At 63.2% G+C, this 18,093-nt stretch carries 16 protein-coding genes and 1 tRNA gene; 10 read left to right on the top strand and 7 right to left on the bottom strand.

Going from position 1 to position 18,093, the window contains the following annotated elements:
* Positions 1-81: 81 nt before the first annotated feature.
* The 3 genes from L0U81_RS13695 to L0U81_RS13685 form a co-directional block, all read right to left on the bottom strand.
* Positions 82-1,380 (bottom strand): HlyC/CorC family transporter, encoded by a 1,299-nt coding sequence (locus L0U81_RS13695; protein ID WP_233803472.1) that lies wholly within the window; start codon positions 1,378-1,380, stop codon positions 82-84.
* Positions 1,381-1,617: 237 nt separating this feature from the next.
* Positions 1,618-1,694: transfer RNA gene (locus L0U81_RS13690), tRNA-Pro, on the bottom strand.
* Between the two features lie 49 nt (positions 1,695-1,743).
* Positions 1,744-2,736, bottom strand: coding sequence for a polyprenyl synthetase family protein (locus L0U81_RS13685; protein WP_233803470.1), 993 nt, complete (start codon positions 2,734-2,736; stop codon positions 1,744-1,746).
* Between the two features lie 252 nt (positions 2,737-2,988).
* Here L0U81_RS13685 and rplU point away from each other — a divergent pair, with 252 nt between their 5' ends.
* From rplU to proB, 4 genes are all read left to right on the top strand, one after another.
* Positions 2,989-3,300 carry a 50S ribosomal protein L21 gene (rplU, locus tag L0U81_RS13680; RefSeq protein WP_007180329.1) on the top strand — a complete coding sequence of 104 codons (312 nt, stop codon included), beginning with the start codon at positions 2,989-2,991 and terminating at the stop codon, positions 3,298-3,300.
* Positions 3,301-3,325: 25 nt separating this feature from the next.
* The gene (gene rpmA, locus L0U81_RS13675) at positions 3,326-3,586 is read left to right on the top strand and encodes a 50S ribosomal protein L27 (RefSeq protein WP_008923994.1); all 261 of its coding nucleotides are present in this window, start codon (positions 3,326-3,328) and stop codon (positions 3,584-3,586) included.
* A gap of 236 nt (positions 3,587-3,822) precedes the next feature.
* The gene (gene cgtA, locus L0U81_RS13670) at positions 3,823-4,944 is read left to right on the top strand and encodes an Obg family GTPase CgtA (protein ID WP_233803468.1); all 1,122 of its coding nucleotides are present in this window, start codon (positions 3,823-3,825) and stop codon (positions 4,942-4,944) included.
* 69 nt (positions 4,945-5,013) lie between these two features.
* Positions 5,014-6,132 carry a glutamate 5-kinase gene (gene proB, locus L0U81_RS13665; protein ID WP_233803467.1) on the top strand — a complete coding sequence of 373 codons (1,119 nt, stop codon included), beginning with the start codon at positions 5,014-5,016 and terminating at the stop codon, positions 6,130-6,132.
* Between the two features lie 131 nt (positions 6,133-6,263).
* Here proB and L0U81_RS13660 read toward each other — a convergent pair whose 3' ends face one another.
* Positions 6,264-6,821 (bottom strand): CNP1-like family protein, encoded by a 558-nt coding sequence (locus L0U81_RS13660; protein ID WP_233803465.1) that lies wholly within the window; start codon positions 6,819-6,821, stop codon positions 6,264-6,266.
* 76 nt (positions 6,822-6,897) lie between these two features.
* Positions 6,898-7,647, bottom strand: coding sequence for an RNA pyrophosphohydrolase (locus L0U81_RS13655; protein WP_233803463.1), 750 nt, complete (start codon positions 7,645-7,647; stop codon positions 6,898-6,900).
* A gap of 303 nt (positions 7,648-7,950) precedes the next feature.
* Between L0U81_RS13655 and L0U81_RS13650 the strand changes: the two genes are divergently transcribed.
* Both L0U81_RS13650 and L0U81_RS13645 read left to right on the top strand, forming a co-directional pair.
* Positions 7,951-9,687, top strand: a complete 1,737-nt coding sequence (locus L0U81_RS13650) for a proline--tRNA ligase (RefSeq protein WP_233803461.1) — start codon at positions 7,951-7,953, stop codon at positions 9,685-9,687.
* A gap of 12 nt (positions 9,688-9,699) precedes the next feature.
* Entirely contained in the window at positions 9,700-10,299 is a 600-nt protein-coding gene (locus L0U81_RS13645; protein WP_233803458.1) for a MarC family protein, read from the top strand.
* A gap of 93 nt (positions 10,300-10,392) precedes the next feature.
* On the opposite strand, the gene L0U81_RS13640 is transcribed toward L0U81_RS13645, so the two are convergent.
* Positions 10,393-10,944, bottom strand: a complete 552-nt coding sequence (locus tag L0U81_RS13640) for a hypoxanthine-guanine phosphoribosyltransferase (RefSeq protein WP_230562287.1) — start codon at positions 10,942-10,944, stop codon at positions 10,393-10,395.
* A gap of 158 nt (positions 10,945-11,102) precedes the next feature.
* Positions 11,103-12,470, bottom strand: coding sequence for a signal recognition particle protein (gene ffh / locus L0U81_RS13635; protein WP_233803456.1), 1,368 nt, complete (start codon positions 12,468-12,470; stop codon positions 11,103-11,105).
* 81 nt (positions 12,471-12,551) lie between these two features.
* On the opposite strand from ffh, the gene L0U81_RS13630 reads away from it, so the two are divergent.
* From L0U81_RS13630 to L0U81_RS13615, 4 genes are all read left to right on the top strand, one after another.
* Positions 12,552-13,472: a cytochrome C assembly family protein gene (locus tag L0U81_RS13630; RefSeq protein ID WP_233803454.1), complete on the top strand. Its 921-nt coding sequence runs from the start codon at positions 12,552-12,554 to the stop codon at positions 13,470-13,472.
* 10 nt (positions 13,473-13,482) lie between these two features.
* Positions 13,483-13,782 (top strand): PP0621 family protein, encoded by a 300-nt coding sequence (locus tag L0U81_RS13625; protein WP_233803452.1) that lies wholly within the window; start codon positions 13,483-13,485, stop codon positions 13,780-13,782.
* Positions 13,779-14,375 carry a 1,6-anhydro-N-acetylmuramyl-L-alanine amidase AmpD gene (ampD, locus tag L0U81_RS13620; protein ID WP_233803450.1) on the top strand — a complete coding sequence of 199 codons (597 nt, stop codon included), beginning with the start codon at positions 13,779-13,781 and terminating at the stop codon, positions 14,373-14,375. Before L0U81_RS13625 ends, ampD begins: the two co-directional genes overlap by 4 nt.
* A gap of 523 nt (positions 14,376-14,898) precedes the next feature.
* Complete coding sequence (locus L0U81_RS13615; protein WP_233803448.1) at positions 14,899-17,910, top strand: ribonucleoside-diphosphate reductase subunit alpha; 3,012 nt, start codon at positions 14,899-14,901, stop codon at positions 17,908-17,910.
* Positions 17,911-18,093 lie beyond the last annotated feature (183 nt).

Below are 18,093 nucleotides of genomic sequence, written 5' to 3'. Positions count from 1 at the left end.
GCCACTCGGCCATTCGGCTAATGGCGCGCGTTGGGAGCCTGTGCGATGCTGACCGTGAATCAGCGAGCAACGGTGCAAAGCTCAGCCGGACCGTGTTCTACCAGCCTTCGTGCGCGACGGCGGTTTGAACAGCTTGACGGTGCGGATCGCCTGATCGTCGCTGCGCATCACTTCGAGCTTGATGTCGCCAATGCGCACGCAAACGTCGCCGTCGGGGATGTCTTCGAGGATTTCGAGGATCAGGCCGTTGAGCGTTTTGGGGCCGTCGGTCGGCAGCGCGAGTTGCAGCCAGCGGTTCAGCTCTCGCAACGGCATGCTGCCCGCGACGATGCATTCGCCCGCCTCGTTCCAGCCGCCGCGCGAACTGGCGCCACGCGGAATCGACGTGGTGAATTCGCCGATCAGCTCTTCGATGATGTCTTCGGGCGTCAGAAGACCCTGCAGTTCGCCGTATTCGTCGACGACGAGCGCGATGCGCTGCCGGCTTTCCTGAAAGTATTGCAGCTGCTGGAATACCGGCGTGCCGCTCGGCACGAAGTATGGCTCGGCGAGCAGATCGTGCAAGGTGTCGCGTTCGAGCTCCTGATTGTGCAGCGCCGACAGCGTCTTGCGCACATGCAGCACACCGAGTACGCGGTCGATGTCGCCCTGGTAGACGACCAGCTTGTTGTGATAGCAGGTCTCCAGTTGATGCAGGATCTGCTCGAATGGTGCATCGAAGTCGAGCGCCTCGATGCGGCGGCGCGGGATCATCACGTCGTCGACGGAGATGTTTTCGAGGTCGAACAGGTTCAGCAGGATGCTGCGGTGCTTGGTCGGCATGAAGCTGCCGGACTCGAGCACGATGGTGCGCAGTTCTTCGGTGGACAGCCGCTGGTCGCGCGCGCCCTTCGTATTGATGTGCAGCACGCGCAGGATGCCGGTCGCGAACAGGTTGACGAACCAGATCAGCGGTCTCGCGACTCGCATCAGCGGTGCGATCAGGAGGCTCGCGGGCAGCGCGATCTTTTCGGGAAACGTCGCGCCGACGATCTTCGGCGTGATTTCCGCGAACACGATGATCAGGAACGCGACGATACCAGTCGCGATCGACAGCACGAGGCTATTGCGGCCGAACGTATGCAAAGCGACCGACGTGGTGAGTACCGGAATGATTGTGTTGAACAGGTTGTTGCCGATCAGGATCACGCTCAGCAACTGATCGGTTTTTGCAAGCAGGCCCTGGGTCGTTTTCGCGCCGAGCGTGTTCTTGCTGGCGAGATGTTTGAGGCGATGACGGTTGAGCGCCATCATCGCTGTCTCGGAAATGGAAAAAAAGGCGGAGCAGACGAGCAGCAGAAGGACGGCGCCTATCTGCGCCCATAAGGGAAGTTGTTCCACGCGTCGTGAAAAATAGGGGGGAAGGATGGAGAGAATATAGCAGAGGGGGCTGCGCGTTCCGCCCTGGACGGTAGCGGCCGCGAGAACGACAACGCGGCAACATACGGGCTGCAGGACTACCCGGACGGGAAAGACTGCAGCGAAGCACGAGGGCAGCTAAAAATCACCGCACAAAACAAAAAAACCGCCCAGCAACGCTGCGGCGGTTATTGAACCTTGATCTAACAAGGAAAATTCTGGTCGGGGTGAGAGGATTCGAACCTCCGGCCTCTACGTCCCGAACGTAGCGCTCTACCAGGCTAAGCTACACCCCGATTTGGTACTGCTGACTCGATTCAGACTAATTCGGCGTTTAAGTCTTGTTCAAGACTGTCTTGCCGTCGAGTAAGAACATAATTCTAGCAGGCTCTCTTTGAAAATGGAATGGGGAAATGAAGAAATTGCCGCTGCGGCTGCCTGAGCCTCCTGTTTCGCGCACTCGAGCGTGTGATCGAGCGCGCCAGAGCGCGTGATAGCCTCGAAAATCGTATCGAAACGGTCGGTGCCGCCTTGCTCGATCGCTTCGCGCGCAAGCGCGGACTGCTCGGGCGTGCCGCGTTCGATCAGATAGATGAGCGGCAGCGTCGGTTTGCCTTCGCGCAGATCGTCGCCGGCGTTCTTGCCCATCGACTCGGCCGTACCCGTGTAGTCGAGCCAGTCGTCCATGATCTGGAACGCGGTGCCAATTCGGCGGCCGTATTCGGCGGCGGCGGCTTCGGTTTTCGCGTCCGCGCCGGCCAGCACTGCGCCGAGCTGGGCGGCTGCCTCGAACAGCTTGGCGGTCTTGTAGCGGATCACCTGCATGTAGCGGGCTTCGTCGACGTCCGCATCGTGCATGTTCAGCAACTGCAGCACTTCACCTTCGGAGATGATGTTGGTCGCCTCCGACAGAATCTCCATCACGCGCATTTTGCCCACGCCGACCATCATCTGGAACGAGCGCGAGTAAAGGAAATCGCCGACCAGCACGCTCGCGGCGTTGCCGAACAGGGCGTTGGCCGTTTGGCGGCCGCGCCGCAGGTCCGACTCGTCGACCACGTCGTCATGCAGCAGCGTGGCCGTGTGGATGAATTCGACGACCGCGGCCAACTCGTGCCGATGTCCCGTCGTATCGCCCAGCGCGCCCGCTACGAGCAAAAGCAGCGCGGGCCGCAGCCGCTTGCCGCCAGCGCTGATGATGTACTCGGAAATCTGGTTGATCAGCATCACGTCCGACGCAAGACGTTGCCGGATGACGCGATTGACCTGCTGCATGTCTTCGGCGATCGGAGCAAGCAGGCTGGCGACGTTGGGGGAGGGGGTGGCAGTCGACGACATGATGGCTGAATTGGGTAGTGCCGCGAATTATAAGGCGATCGGGGCGCTTCCGGGTCGTCGGCTGCGGCACGGATGCGTTTCCGCATGGTGTTAGGGCCGCGCCAAGTCAGTGCGCGAAGCAGCGTGAAAGAGGAGGAAGCCGGGCAGCAGGTGGTTTGGCAAGCAGGTTTTGACCGAGCAGCTAACTCTATGTATAATCGACAGTTTCCGCGCGCGGTGCGTGGAAAAAATGAATACAGAGTGAGGTTCTCAATGTACGCGGTCATAAAAACCGGTGGCAAGCAGTACAAGGTTGCCGTCGGCGAAAAACTTAAAGTAGAACAGATACCGGCAGACATTGACGCTGAAATCACGCTCGACCAGGTTCTCGCAGTGGGCGAAGGCGAATCGATTAAGTTCGGTACGCCGCTGGTCAGTGGGGCTTCCGTCAAGGCTACCGTCGTGTCGCAAGGTCGTCACGCAAAAGTGACCATCTTCAAGATGCGTCGCCGGAAGCACTACCAGAAGCATGGCGGCCACCGCCAGAACTATACCGAACTGCGCATCGACGCGATCAACGCGTAAGCGCACCGGTTAAGGAGCAAATCAAATGGCACACAAAAAGGCAGGCGGATCGTCCCGGAACGGCCGCGACTCGGAATCGAAGCGTCTCGGCGTTAAGGTTTACGGCGGCCAGGCTATCAACGCTGGTGGCATCATCGTGCGTCAGCGCGGTACGCGCATGCACGCTGGCGAGAACGTCGGCATGGGCAAGGATCACACCCTGTTCGCGCTGAAGGACGGCCACGTCCAGTTCTCGACGAAGGGCGCGGCGAAGAAGCACACCGTTTCCGTCGTCCCGGCGGCCTGAGTTTAATCAGGCACGGGCTTCAGGACCGGAAAAAGGCCCCGCGAAGTTCGCGGGGCCTTTTTTATTGCGGCGCCTCTTTAGCTTGGCGTCGAAGCCGCGCAGCCGATCGCTTCTAATCGGCGACTATGCCGTTCGGTCGATTGATCAACGCGCGGCGCGCGCGGCAAAATAGCAGAATCCAATCAGTATCAACACCTGCATCGAATCGGGCAGTACACCACGGGACGGAGTAACGCATGAAGTTCATTGACGAAGCGAGGATTGAAGTCATCGCCGGCGACGGAGGGGATGGCAGCGCGTCGATGCGCCGCGAGAAATTCGTTCCGTTCGGCGGCCCCGATGGCGGCGACGGCGGCCGGGGTGGCAGTGTGATTGCGGTCGCAGACCGCAACATCAACACGCTGATCGACTACCGCTACGCGAAAAAACATCTGGCGCGCAACGGCGAAAACGGCCGCGGATCGGATTGCTACGGCAAGGGCGGTGACGACATCACGCTGCGCATGCCGGTCGGCACCACCATCACGGACATGGAAACCGGCGAGCTGATCGCCGATCTGACCGAGCACAACCAGAGCGTGCAAATCGCGCAAGGTGGCGCCGGCGGTCTCGGCAACCTGCATTTCAAGTCCAGCACGAACCGCGCTCCGCGTCAGAAGACCGACGGGAAGCCGGGCGAGCGCCGCATGGTGCGCCTCGAGCTGAAAGTGCTGGCCGACGTAGGTCTGCTCGGCATGCCGAATGCGGGCAAGTCGACGTTTATCTCGTCGGTGTCGAACGCGAGGCCGAAAATCGCTGACTACCCGTTCACGACGCTCGCGCCGAATCTTGGCGTCGTGCGCGTCGGGCCGAGCCGCAGTTTCGTAATCGCTGACATTCCGGGGCTGATCGAAGGCGCGGCGGAAGGCGCCGGCCTCGGCCATCAGTTCCTGCGTCACCTGCAGCGCACCGGCCTGCTGCTGCACATCGTCGACATTGCACCGTTCGACGAATCGATCGATCCGGTCGTGGAAGCGAAGGCCATCGTCAACGAGCTGCGCAAGTACGACGAAGAGCTTTATCAGAAGCCGCGCTGGCTCGTGTTGAACAAGTTGGACATGGTGCCCGAGGACGATCGCGAAGCGCGCGTGGCGGCGTTCCTCGAAGGTTTCGGCTGGGACGGTCCGGTGTTCGAGATCTCGGCGCTGACCGGCCAGGGCTGTGAAAATCTTTGCTACGCGGTGTTCGACTACCTCGCCGAGCACTCCGAGGCGCAGCGCGCGGCCGAAGCCGAAGACCTCGCGTCCGACGTGCGTTTTCGCGAGGGTACGCAAGCATCGGCCGCGACCGGCGGAGCCAGCACCGATCCGCAGGAATAACAACTCGAGCACCGGCGCCAGCGGCGGGTGCCGGCATGCATCACGCGTCATCTTGGGAGTCAGCGCACAATGCGTTCCGTCATCGCAGATTCACGGCGATTGGTCGTCAAAGTCGGCTCGAGCCTCGTCACGAACGACGGGCGCGGCCTCGATCATGCGGCGATCGGCCGCTGGGCCGCGCAGATTGCCGCGCTGCGCGCGCAAGGCAAGGAAGTGGTCCTGGTCAGCTCGGGCGCGATCGCCGAGGGCATGCAGCGACTCGGCTGGACGAAGCGCCCGCGCGAAATCGATGAATTGCAGGCCGCCGCGGCGGTCGGTCAGATGGGCCTCGCGCAGGTGTACGAAAGCCGCTTCGCCGAGCATTCGATCCAGACCGCGCAGATCCTGCTTACGCACGCCGACCTCGCCGACCGTGAGCGCTATCTGAACGCGCGCTCCACGATGCTCACGCTGCTGCGGCTCGGTGTCGTGCCGATCATCAACGAGAACGACACAGTCGTCACCGACGAAATCAAGTTCGGCGACAACGACACGCTCGGCGCGCTCGTCGCGAATCTGATCGAGGGCGACGCGCTGATCATTCTGACCGATCAGCAAGGCCTCTTTACCGCCGATCCGCGCAAGGACCTGACCGCGACGCTCGTTCAGCAGGCCGACGCCGGCGCGCCGGAACTCGAGGCGATGGCGGGCGGCGCGGGCTCGAGCCTCGGACGCGGCGGCATGCTGACGAAGATTCTCGCCGCGAAGCGGGCGGCTCATAGCGGCGCCAATACAGTGATCGCGAGCGGGCGCGAGGCGGACGTGCTGCTGCGACTCGCGTCGGGCGAGGCGATTGGCACGCAACTGATCGCGCGCACCGCGCGCATGGCGGCGCGCAAGCAGTGGATGGCCGATCATCTGCAGGTGCGCGGCCACGTCGTGATCGACGACGGCGCGGTCGAAAAGCTGACCGCCGGCGGCAAGAGCCTGCTGCCAATCGGCGTCGTCGGCGTGCAGGGTGCGTTTGCGCGCGGCGAGGTGATCACCTGCCTGAGCACGTCGGGGCGTGAGGTCGCACGTGGTTTGACCAACTACAGCAGCGCGGAGACCAAGCTGATCCAGCGCCGTCCGAGCGGCGAGATCGAATCGGTACTTGGCTATATGCTCGAGCCCGAGTTGATTCATCGCGACAATCTCGTGCTGCTTTGATCTACCAGGTGGCGCGCGCATCGCGCTCATAAAAAGCCAACAAAAACGCCGTTCCAGCGCGGGCTGGAACGGCGTTTTATCGTCATGCGCAAGCAACACGCCTGAACCAGGCGCGCGCTACGTGAACGGCTTCAGTGAATCTGCGACGTCTGAGTGCGCTTGTAGCGGATGTTCTCGACGATGTGCTGCGCGCTGCCGGTAGGAATCTTGTTCGCACACATATAGTCCTGATACAACGCGGCCTGATACGCGTTCAGCGCGCCGTCTTCGATGCGCGAAAACTGGTTGGCGACCGTCGTGTCCCACCCGTCGTGATCGGCGTTCAGGCCCGCGTACTGACGCCATTCATACGTGTCGCAGCGAATGCCCTCGTAATTAACGTTGCGCGCGCCGCCCGGGCTCGTGACAACTACCGTGTAACGCACGACGCCGTCGTCGCCGACGCTGACCGACTTCGGGTCGATTGCGAATTGCAGCGGCGTATTGCCGGAGACCTCGAACGGCAGAAGGTTCGCATCGGTGGGCAGCGGCGGCAGCGTTTCGACCTTGTTCTCAACCCAGTTGCTCTTGCGATCCAGCAGATACACGAACGCGCTGTCGTCCTTGTTGGTCGGTTTGCCGGCGCTCGAACAGCCTGCCAGCAGGGCGCCGGTGGCGACGCATGCCACGGCGAGTGCAAATGCTTTCAATATGATTCCCTCGAAAGACGGACGCGGCCCGAAGGCCGCGCCAGAGAGAGGCGGCGTGAGCCGCCGCCTGGAATGGTTAATCGCCCATGCTTCGTTGGACTAACGGGGCGACGGTCTCGTCGGTTTCGGCCGTTTCGCGCTCGTGTTCAGGTTGCATGTTCGCATCCAGTGAGCCGGGACCGCAATCCGGCACGACCAGCACGCGCGTCGATGTTTCGACGCTGACCGAAGTCACGGTAGTAACGGTAGTAATCACCGTGCTTACCGTGGAATCCGGCGGGTTTTGCATCGATGACGCTATCCGGGGATAACGCGACCCATGATGCCCGCCAGGTTTATCCGTACGCGGCGCAGGCCGGCGCATGAAACGGGACAACTCCGTCAGCGCCAACTGATACACATCCCGCTTGAACTCGATCACACAGTCGAGCGGCACCCAGTACTCGTTCCAACGCCACGCATCGAACTCAGGGTGGTCGGTGGCGCGCAAACAGATGTCGCAGTCGCGTCCTACCATCCGGAGCAAAAACCAGATTTGCTTCTGGCCGCGGTAGTGACCGCGTACTTCGCGCTTGATGAACTTGTCAGGCACCTCATAACGCAACCAGTCGCGCGTGCGACCGATCACCTTGACGTGCTCAGGAAGCAGCCCGGTCTCTTCGTGTAACTCCCGATACATCGCTTGCACGGGGGTCTCACCATATTTGATGCCCCCTTGCGGAAACTGCCAGGAATGTTCACGGAGCCGTTTGCCCCAAAACACCTCGTTGTGCGCGTTCAAGAGGATGATGCCGACGTTCGGGCGAAAGCCTTCACGATCCAGCATACAACCACCTTCGAATCCTTTAAAATTGCTTTGATTATAAACAGATAACGGACCCTACGCACCGAATCGCATAAGAATGGAGCGATTCGCCGCAACAGGCCCGTGTTTGCGGTAGCCTGTCGGTTTTCCGTGCCCTATCCCTTGCGAGAGAGGCTTTGCGCGGCGGTTTCGGCGCCGCGCAGGGGTTGCGTGCCGCCAATCGGGTGAACCGTGCCGGCTTCGCGGCGGATCTGTGTCGATTTTCCCAATGTTTTCACCTTTTCTGGCGGTCCTACCGGAAGCCGCCGCTTTTGGACACCTTGAATGAAAGCCTCCCGTTTCTTTATCGGCACCCTCAAAGAAGCGCCCGCCGACGCCGAAATCATCAGCCACAAGCTCATGGTGCGCGCGGGCATGATCCGTCGCGTCGCGGGCGGTATCTATAACTACCTGCCGGTCGGCCTGCGTTCGATCCGCAAGGTGGAAGCGATCGTGCGCGAGGAAATGAACCGGGCAGGCGGGATCGAACTGCTGATGCCGGCCGTGCAGCCGGCCGAGCTGTGGCAGGAATCGGGCCGCTGGGAGAAGTACGGTCCTGAGCTGCTGCGCTTCAAGGACCGCAAGCAGGCCGACTTCGTGATGGGGCCGACGCACGAGGAAGTCGTCACCGACATCGCGCGCAACCAGATCAAGAGCTATCGCCAGCTGCCGGTCAACTTCTATCAGATCCAGACGAAGTTCCGCGACGAGATCCGTCCGCGTTTCGGCGTGATGCGCGGCCGCGAATTCATCATGAAAGACGCGTACTCGTTCGACAAGGACGCGGAGGGTCTGCGCGAGTCGTATCGCAAGATGTACGACGCTTACGTGCGCATCTTCACGCGCCTCGGCCTCGAGTTTCGCGCGGTGGCAGCGGACAACGGTTCGATCGGCGGCAGCGGCTCGCACGAATTCCACGTGATCGCCGACACCGGCGAAGACGCGATCGCCTATTGCCCGACTTCCGATTTCGCCGCGAACGTCGAGGCCGCTGACGCATTGCCGCTGATCGCGCAACGCGCCGCGGCCGCCGAGGACATGAAGAAGACTGCGACCCCGGGCAAGGCGAAGTGCGAGGCCGTCGCCGAACTGCTGAACATTCCGCTCGAGCGCACAATCAAGTCGGTCGTTCTCGCCACCGAAAACGAAGGCGCCGAACCGACCATCTGGCTGCTGATGCTGCGCGGCGACCACGATCTGAACGAGATCAAGGTCGGCAAGCTGCCGGGTCTCGCCGACTTCCGCATGGCGACCGAAGCCGAGATCATCGAGACTTTCGGCACGCCGCCGGGCTATCTCGGTCCGATCAACACGAAGAAGCCGGTCAAGGTGATCGCGGACAGCACGGTCGCGAACATGAGCGACTTCGTGGTCGGCGCGAACGAGGTCGACTATCACATCACCGGCGTGAACTGGGGCCGCGACCTGCCCGAGCCGGTCGTCGCCGACATCCGCAATGTGAAGAAGGGCGATCCGTCGCCGGACGGCAAGGGCGTGCTCGACATCTGCCGCGGCATCGAAGTGGGCCACGTGTTCCAGCTCGGCACGAAGTACTCCGAAGCGATGAACGCGACCTGCCTCGACGAAATCGGCAAGCCGCGGCCGATGGAAATGGGCTGCTACGGCATCGGCGTCACGCGTATTCTCGGCGCGGCGATCGAACAGAATTTTGACGACAAGGGCATCATCTGGCCGGAGTCGATCGCGCCGTTCGAAGTTGTGCTGTGCCCGATGGGCTACGACCGCAGCGACGCGGTGCGTGAGCAGGCCGACAAGCTGTACGCGGAACTCGTCGCGGCCGGCATCGACGTGATCCTCGACGATCGCGGCGAGCGTCCGGGCGTGATGTTTGCCGACTGGGAACTGATCGGCGTGCCGCATCGGCTGGTGATCGGCGAGCGCGGTCTCAAGGACGGCAAGATCGAGTATCAGGGCCGTCGCGACGCCGAAGCGACGCTGCTGCCGGTCGAGGACGCAGCGCAGACCGTGATCGACAAAGTGCGCGCGGCACTCGCGAACTAAGCGGAGCGGGCAGTGGAGTACACCTTCCTGTCCGCGACCGTGCTGCTGATCCTCATTACCGATCCGCTCGGCAACATCCCGATCTTCATCAGCTGTCTGCGGGGTGTCGCGCCGGAGCGTCGCACGGTCGTGATCCTGCGCGAGGTCGCGATCGCATTTGCGATCCTGCTGGTGTTCATGGTGCTCGGGCAGGGCTTTCTGCGCATGATGAGCCTGAGTGACCAGTCGTTGCGGATCGGCGGCGGCATCGTGCTGTTTCTGATCGCGCTGCGCATGGTGTTTCCGCATCCGGACGGTCCGTTCGGCGGCGATGCGCGCGGCGGCGAGCCGTTGATCGTGCCGCTCGCGATTCCGGCGCTGGCGGGTCCGTCGGCGTTGGCGACGGTCATGCTGCTGACGTCGCAGGCGCCGGGCAAGATGTACGAGTGGGTTGGCGCGCTGACCGTCACGATGATCATCTGCGCGATCGTGCTGATGCTCGCCGAGCGCATTCAGGGGTGGCTCGGCGAACGGGTGATGGCGGCGTTCGAGCGGTTGATGGGGCTCGTACTCGTCGCGATTTCAGTCGAGATGATCCTCGGCGGCATTCGCTCGTTCGTGCACAAGCTGTGAAGCGGGAGTCTGCGTGCGAATTGCCACCGTCGCAACCATAAAAAAAGCAGCCATTCAGGCTGCTTTTTTTTCGCCGGTATGCGGATGCCCCGTTCACGCCCCCTCGGTCAACGCCCGAATGGTCGGCAGGTTGCGCCAGTACCCCTTCGCGTCCATCCCGCAGCCGAACACATAGCGGTCCGGCACTTCGAAGCCGCAGTAATCGGGGTGCAGCGGCTTTGCCTTCGGAATGATCTTCTCGCACAGCACCGCGGACAAAAAGCGCTTCGCGCCCATCGCGAGGATGCGGTCGCGGATCGCGGCCATCGTCTCGCCTTCGTCGAGGATGTCGTCGAGCACGAGCACCACGCGATCCTTCACCGACTCGGCAGGGGCGACGCGCCATTGCATCTCGTTGCTGCCCTTGGTTGTATTGCGGTAGCGCGTCAGGTGGATGTAGTCGAACTCGAGCGGGAAATCGAGGTGCGGCAGCAGCATGCCGGTGAACACCGCCGCGCCGCCCATCACCGACAGCACAAGCGGGAAGTCCTCGCTCATCTCATCGCGGATGGCGGCCGCCATGCGGACGATCGACGCCTTGACGTCCGAGGCCGAAACGATCTCTTCGGAGTGTTGAAAAATATGGAGGGCTTCTTCGCGGTTCATGACGTCTGACGGACGATAACTGTATACATAGTGTGGGTGGGAACATCCCGAGGGACGTTCCTGCGAGGGACGACGCGATGCGCTACAGAATAAACCCGTACGATGCCGAAGTCAGTCGCGCCGCGCATCGGCGCGAGCGCGCGCCGTCCCCATCAAGCTTAGCGCATGCCGGGCATCATGCCCTTCATGCCGCGCATCATCTTCTGCAGGTTGCCGCCCTTGAGCTTCTTCATCATCGTGCGCATCTGTTCGTACTGGTTCAGCATGCGGTTGACTTCCTGCACCTGCACGCCCGCGCCCGCGGCGATGCGGCGCTTGCGGGTCGCCTTGATCAGTTCGGGCTTGGCGCGCTCGGCCGGCGTCATCGAGTTGATGATGCCTTCCATGCGGCGCATCTGCTTCTCGGCCTGGCTCATGTCGGCGCCGGCCGCGGCTTGCTGGAACTGCGCGGGCAGCTTGTCCATCAGCGACGACAGGCCGCCCATGCCCTTCATCTGCGTGAGCTGCGCGCGGAAATCGTTGAGGTCGAAGTCGCCGCCTTTCTTGACCTTGTCGGCGAGCTTTTGCGCGGCCTGCACGTCGACGCCGCGCTGCGCTTCCTCGACAAGCGCGAGAATGTCGCCCATGCCGAGAATCCGGCTCGCCATGCGGTCCGGGTGGAACACTTCGAGGCCGTCGAGCTTTTCGGCGACACCAACGAACTTGACCGGCTTGCCGGTCACGTGACGCACCGACAGCGCCGCGCCACCGCGCGAATCACCGTCGAGCTTGGTGAGCACGACGCCGGTGAGCGGCAGCGCGTCGCTGAACGCCTTCGCGGTATTGACCGCGTCCTGGCCCAGCATCGCGTCGACGACGAACAGCGTTTCCGCGGGCTTCAGCTCGGCGTGCAGCGCGGCGATTTCCTGCATCATCGCTTCGTCGATACCGAGGCGGCCGGCCGTGTCGACGAGCAGCACGTCATGGTAATGACGCTTGGCCCAGTCGAGCGCGGCGCGCGCGATGTCGACCGGCTTCTGGTTCGGCTCGGACGGGAAGAAGTCCGCGCCGACCTGCTCCGTCACCGTTTTCAACTGCGCGATTGCGGCGGGACGATAGACGTCGCACGAAACGGTCAGCACCTTCTTCTTGTACTTCTCGCGCAGCAGCTTCGCGAGCTTGCCGACCGTGGTCGTCTTACCGGCGCCTTGCAGACCCGCCATCAGGATGATCGCGGGCGGCGTGACGGCGAGATTGAGTTCGGAGGCCTTGCCTTCGTAATCGCCGCCGATCACCGCGGTCAGCTCGCGCTGCACGACGCCGACGAGCGCCTGGCCCGGCGACAGGCTGGAGATCACTTCTTCGCCGAGCGCCTTCTCCTTGACCTTGGCGATGAACTCGCGCACGACGGGCAGCGCCACGTCAGCCTCGAGCAGTGCGAGACGCACCTCGCGCAGCATTTCCTGGGTGTTCGCCTCGGTGAGCCGGGCTTCGCCGCGCAGCGTCTTGACGACGCGCGCCATCCGTTGAGTCAGATTGTCGAGCATGGGGAGCGATGAACGGTGGGGCCCGCGCAGCGCACGAAGCGCAAGACGTCGCGGAGTAGGGGCCTAGTGTAAACTTCGAATATGGATATTGTACTGTATGCCCTCACCGCGCTTCTCTATGGCGGCCTCGCCGTGGCCGGCTGGCGCTCGCATCGGCACGCGGCCGTGCGCCCGCTGCTCGAGAGCGTGCCGCCGCTGCCCGATCATGCCGTGAGCGCATCGGTGGCCACCGGCATGAGCGCGCCCGGGCGCGCGCTGCTGTTTGTCGCGCTGCTCGCGCACGGCGTGCTGTTGCATACCACGATCTTCCCGCAGAACGCGATGGTGTTCGGCTTTGCGTTCGCGCTGTCGGCGATGTTCTGGCTCGGCGCCGGCATCTACTGGATCGAGAGTTTCTTTTTCCCGCTCGACGGCTTGCGGCTGCTGGTGTTGCCGCTCGCGTGCATCGCGTCGCTGCTGCCGCTCGCGTTCGGCGGCGTGCGCGTGCTGCCGTATGCAGCCGCGCCGATGTTCAAGCTGCACTTCCTGATTGCGAACATCGCGTACGGTCTGTTCGCGATCGCGGCACTGCACGCGGTGCTGATGCTGGCTGTCGAGCGGCGTCTGCATGCAATGCGTGGCAGTCTCGCGCAGCGGCACGCGGCGGCCGCGAGCAACGGCTGGTGGTCGAGCTGGCTCGACACGCTGCCGCCGCTGCTCACGCTCGAAACGCTGCTGTTCCGCCTGATCGGCGCCGGCTTCGTGCTGCTCACGCTGACGCTTGTGTCGGGCATCCTGTTCAGCGAGCAGCTGATCGACCGCGCGTTGCGGCTCGATCACAAGACCGTGTTCGCGATTCTTTCCTGGGTGATGTTCGGCGCGCTGCTGACCGCGCGCAAGGTGTCCGGCTGGCGCGGCCGCGCGGCATTGCGCTGGGTGCTGGCCTCGTTCGTCGCGCTATTGCTCGCGTACGTCGGCAGCCGTTTTGTTTTCGAGGTGCTGTTGCACCGACCTGTAGTGTGAGCGTGTCTCCATGCGACAAATCTTTTTGCTGATTCTGCTGTTCATCGTCGGGCAATGGGTCGTGAAGGCGCTGCGTCGCCACGACGCGCAACGCACCGCTGCCCATGGCGCCAAGGGTACCGGCACCGCGAATGGCGGCGCGCGCTCCTCGGAGGGACAGCCGCAGCTTGCCGAGCCGATGATCCGCTGCGTCGAGTGCGGCGTGCATGCGCCGAAGAGCGACTCGGTGAGCGTTGCGGGGCAGACGTTCTGCTGCGCCGCGCACGCGCAGCGCCATGGCGCGCGTCCGAGCGGCCGCGACGCGCGATGAGCGGCGCGTACACCGTCGATGCCGACGGTTGGGTTCCCGCCGCACGTAAGCTTCCCTCGCCGAATTTCGAAGCGCGGCCGCAGGGCGCGGTGCCGACGCTGATCGTCGTTCACAACATCAGCTTGCCGCCGAACGAGTTCGGCGGCACTGCGATTGCCGAGCTGTTCCAGAACACGCTCGACTGCGACGCTCACCCTTACTACGACACGCATCTACGCGGCGTGCGCGTGTCCGCGCATTTCGTGATTCATCGCGACGGCGCGCTCGAGCAGTTCGTGTCGTGCAACGAGCGAGCGTGGCACGCGGGGCCGTCGAATTTTTTCGGCCGCGAGCGCTGCAATGATTTCTCTATCGGCATCGAGCTCGAAGGCAGCGACACCATCGCCTTTGAAGATGCGCAATACCGCACGCTCTCCGCGCTCGTGAGCGCACTGAAGGCGCGCTATCCGGTCGACGCGCTCGCCGGTCACGCCGACATCGCCCCCGGTCGCAAGACCGATCCTGGCCCACATTTCGAGTGGCGGCGGCTGCAACGCGACACGTCACTCGACGGTCGGTATTTCCCCTATCTCAAGTTTTCCAAAACGCGGTAATCCCCCCTCGCACAACCTTGCGTGATTTGCAGAGAACAAGGCGCAGCCTGCTTCTCCGGGAAGCTTCTGCGCGCCGCGCTAGCCAAAAGTCAAGACTCCCGCGGCAAATAAAACGATTTGACCTGTCTTGATTCTCCACTATACTTGGTGCCGAAAGCTGAGTTATGCACTATATGTTGTGTCGAGCTGTGAATAACCATGTGCATAACCGAGTGAATAAGTTTGCGGCGCCCCGCTCCCCGAGCACGGCGCCGCAAGCATTCCAGGCAGCGAAAAAATTCCTGGGGCAGGGCCGGTAGGGGGATCTCCGGCCGCATCCAGAAGCATTCAGGAAAGGACCAGCCAGTGATCGCGACCGACCCGATGAAGACCGACGTCAATTCGAACCAGGCTTCCTCGCAGTTGCATCCCGCCAGCCGGCGTTGCCGGCCTTCCTGCACCTCATCGCCCGCGCACGCGGCGGCGCGGCGTTCGTTTTAATCCGCGGCACTCGCCGCCATTTCCAAGAGCAGGAGCTTTGCATATGCAAACCACCGACAACGTGACGACCCGGTACGAGGGCTCTCCGACTGGCCAGGCTTTCGGCCAGACTCAAGGCGCTCAGGCGCTCGCGCCGCAAGCGAACTACGCCGACTACAAGGTGATCCGCCGCAACGGTAGCGTGGTGTCGTTCGAGCCGTCGAAAATCGCGATCGCCGTGACGAAGGCGTTCCTCGCCGTCAACGGTGGTCAGGGCGCGGCGTCGGCGCGTGTGCGCGAACTGGTCGAGCAACTCACGCAGAACGTGGTGCGCGCGCTGGTGCGCAGCCGTCCGAACGGCGGCACGTTCCATATCGAAGACATTCAGGATCAGGTCGAGCTCGCGCTGATGCGCGGCGGCGAACACAACGTCGCGCGTGCGTACGTGCTGTACCGCGAGAAGCGCAATCAGGCGCGCGCGCATGACGACCATGCGGAAGCGGCCAGCACGCCGGGCCTGAACGTGACCGACAACGGCGTCACGCGTCCGCTGGATATGGCCGCGCTGCGCGGCATCATCGAGTCCGCGTGCGCGAACCTCGGCGACGCGGTGAGCGCCGAGCCGATCGTCGCGGAAACGGTGAAGAATCTGTACGACGGCGTGCCGATGAGCCAGGTCTACGACTCGGCCATCCTCGCTGCCCGCACGATGATCGAAAAGGACCCGGCCTACAGCCAGGTCACCTCGCGCATCCTGCTGCACACGATCCGCCGCGAGATCCTCGAAGAAGAAGTCACGCAAGCCGAAATGGGCGAGCGCTACGCGGAGTACTTCCCGCAGTTCATCAAGCGCGGCATCGGCGCCGGCCTGCTCGACGACAAGCTCCAGCAGTTCGACCTGAAGCGTCTCGGCGCCGCGCTCGACGCGAACCGCGACCTGCAGTTCGGCTACCTTGGTCTGCAGACGCTGTATGACCGCTACTTCCTGCATCACGACGGTGTGCGCATCGAAATGCCGCAGGCATTCTTTATGCGTGTCGCGATGGGCCTGTCGCTGAACGAGATCGACCGCGAAGCGCGCGCGATCGAGTTCTACAACATCCTGTCGAGCTTCGACTTCATGTCGTCCACGCCGACGCTGTTCAACTCGGGCACGCATCGCTCGCAGCTGTCGTCGTGCTACCTGACCACGGTCGATGACGACCTCGACGGCATCTACGAGGCGCTGAAGGAAAACGCGCTGCTGTCGAAGTTCGCCGGCGGCCTCGGCAACGACTGGACGCGCGTGCGCGCGCTCGGCTCGCACATCAAGGGCACCAACGGCAAGTCGCAGGGCGTGGTTCCGTTCCTGAAGGTCGTCAACGACACGGCGGTCGCAGTGAACCAGGGCGGCAAGCGCAAGGGCGCGGTGTGCGCGTACCTCGAATCGTGGCACCTCGACATCGAGGAATTCCTCGAGCTGCGCAAGAACACCGGCGACGACCGTCGGCGCACGCACGACATGAACACGGCGAACTGGATTCCCGACCTGTTCATGAAGCGCGTGATGGAAGGCGGCGACTGGACGCTGTTCTCGCCGTCCACCTGCCCGGATCTGCACGACAAGTTCGGCGCCGAGTTCGAAGCGGCTTACACGGCTTACGAAGACAAGGTCGCGCGTGGCGAGATCAAGCTGTTCAAGAAGATTCCGGCGGCGCAGCTGTGGCGCAAGATGCTGGGCATGCTGTTTGAAACCGGCCATCCGTGGATCACGTTCAAGGATCCGTGCAACGTGCGCTCGCCGCAGCAACACGTCGGCGTCGTCCACTCGTCGAACCTGTGCACGGAAATCACGCTGAACACGAGCGACGCCGAGATCGCCGTCTGTAACCTCGGCTCGGTCAACCTCGTCGCGCACCTGAAAGAGCAGGCCGACGGCACGGTCGTGCTCGACCACGACAAGCTGAAGCGCACGATCAGCGTCGCGATGCGCATGCTCGACAACGTGATCGACATCAACTACTACGCGGTCGCCAAGGCGCGTAACTCGAACCTCAAGCACCGTCCGGTGGGCCTCGGCATCATGGGCTTCCAGGACTGCCTGCACGTGCTGCGCACGCCGTACGCGTCGCAGGAAGCGGTCGAGTTCGCCGATCGCTCGATGGAAGCGGTTTGCTACTACGCGTACTACGCGTCGACCGAGCTCGCCGAAGAGCGCGGCCGTTACTCGAGCTACCGCGGCTCGCTGTGGGATCGCGGCATCCTCCCGCAGGATTCGGTGGCGCTGCTCGCCGAAGCGCGCGGCGGTTATGTCGAGGTCGATTCGAGCGAGTCGATGGATTGGCCCGCGCTGCGCTCGCGCATCGCGACCTACGGCATGCGCAACTCGAACTGCGTCGCGATCGCGCCGACTGCGACGATCTCGAACATCATCGGCGTGTCGGCGTGTATCGAGCCGACCTATCAGAACCTCTACGTGAAGTCGAACCTGTCGGGCGAATTCACGGTGGTCAACGACTACCTGGTGCGCGACCTGAAGGCGCGCGGCCTGTGGGACGAAGTAATGGTCGCCGACCTGAAGTACTTCGACGGCACGCTGTCGCGCATCGACCGCATCCCGGCCGACCTGCGCGCGATTTACGCGACCGCGTTCGAAGTCGATCCGACGTGGCTCGTCGAAGCGGCGTCGCGTCGTCAGAAGTGGATCGACCAGGCGCAGTCGCTGAACATCTACATGGCGGGCGCATCGGGCAAGAAGCTCGACGAGATCTACAAGCTCGCATGGCTGCGCGGTCTGAAGACCACCTACTACCTGCGCACGATGGCGGCGACGCACGTCGAGAAGTCGACGGTCGCGCACGGCGCGCTAAATGCGGTGAGCTCGGGTCATGACGGCTCGGGTGGCGCAGGCGGCGCGGCAGGCGGCTTCGGCGTGGGCGGTGGTGCGGCGGGTGGTCTGGGCGGCGGCTTGCAGGCTGCGGCAGCGGTCGCAGCGACTGCCGCGGTCGCGGTCGAAGCGGCCCCCGAAGCGGATGGTCCGGTGTGCATGATGCGTCCGGGCGATCCTGGCTTCGACGAGTGCGAGGCTTGCCAGTAAGCAGAGGCAGGCAGCGGGAGCGTTGCTTGCTAACTGCACGCGAGGCAGTCGCAGGTGACGACCCGCAGACGGCGAGCAACGCGCCGCGTATATGAAGTAGAGAAGTAGAAGCAGGTCGATGAGCGGTGGGCAGTTTTGAAGTCTCACCGCTCGTCGACGCAGCGAAGCAGTACAGCAGTCGGC

It is taken from the genome of Paraburkholderia sp. HP33-1 (assembly GCF_021390595.1).
In the GTDB taxonomy this organism is placed as follows: domain Bacteria; phylum Pseudomonadota; class Gammaproteobacteria; order Burkholderiales; family Burkholderiaceae; genus Paraburkholderia.
Note: the sequence above shows the minus strand (reverse complement) of the source record. Positions and strands in the feature narration are given on the sequence as shown.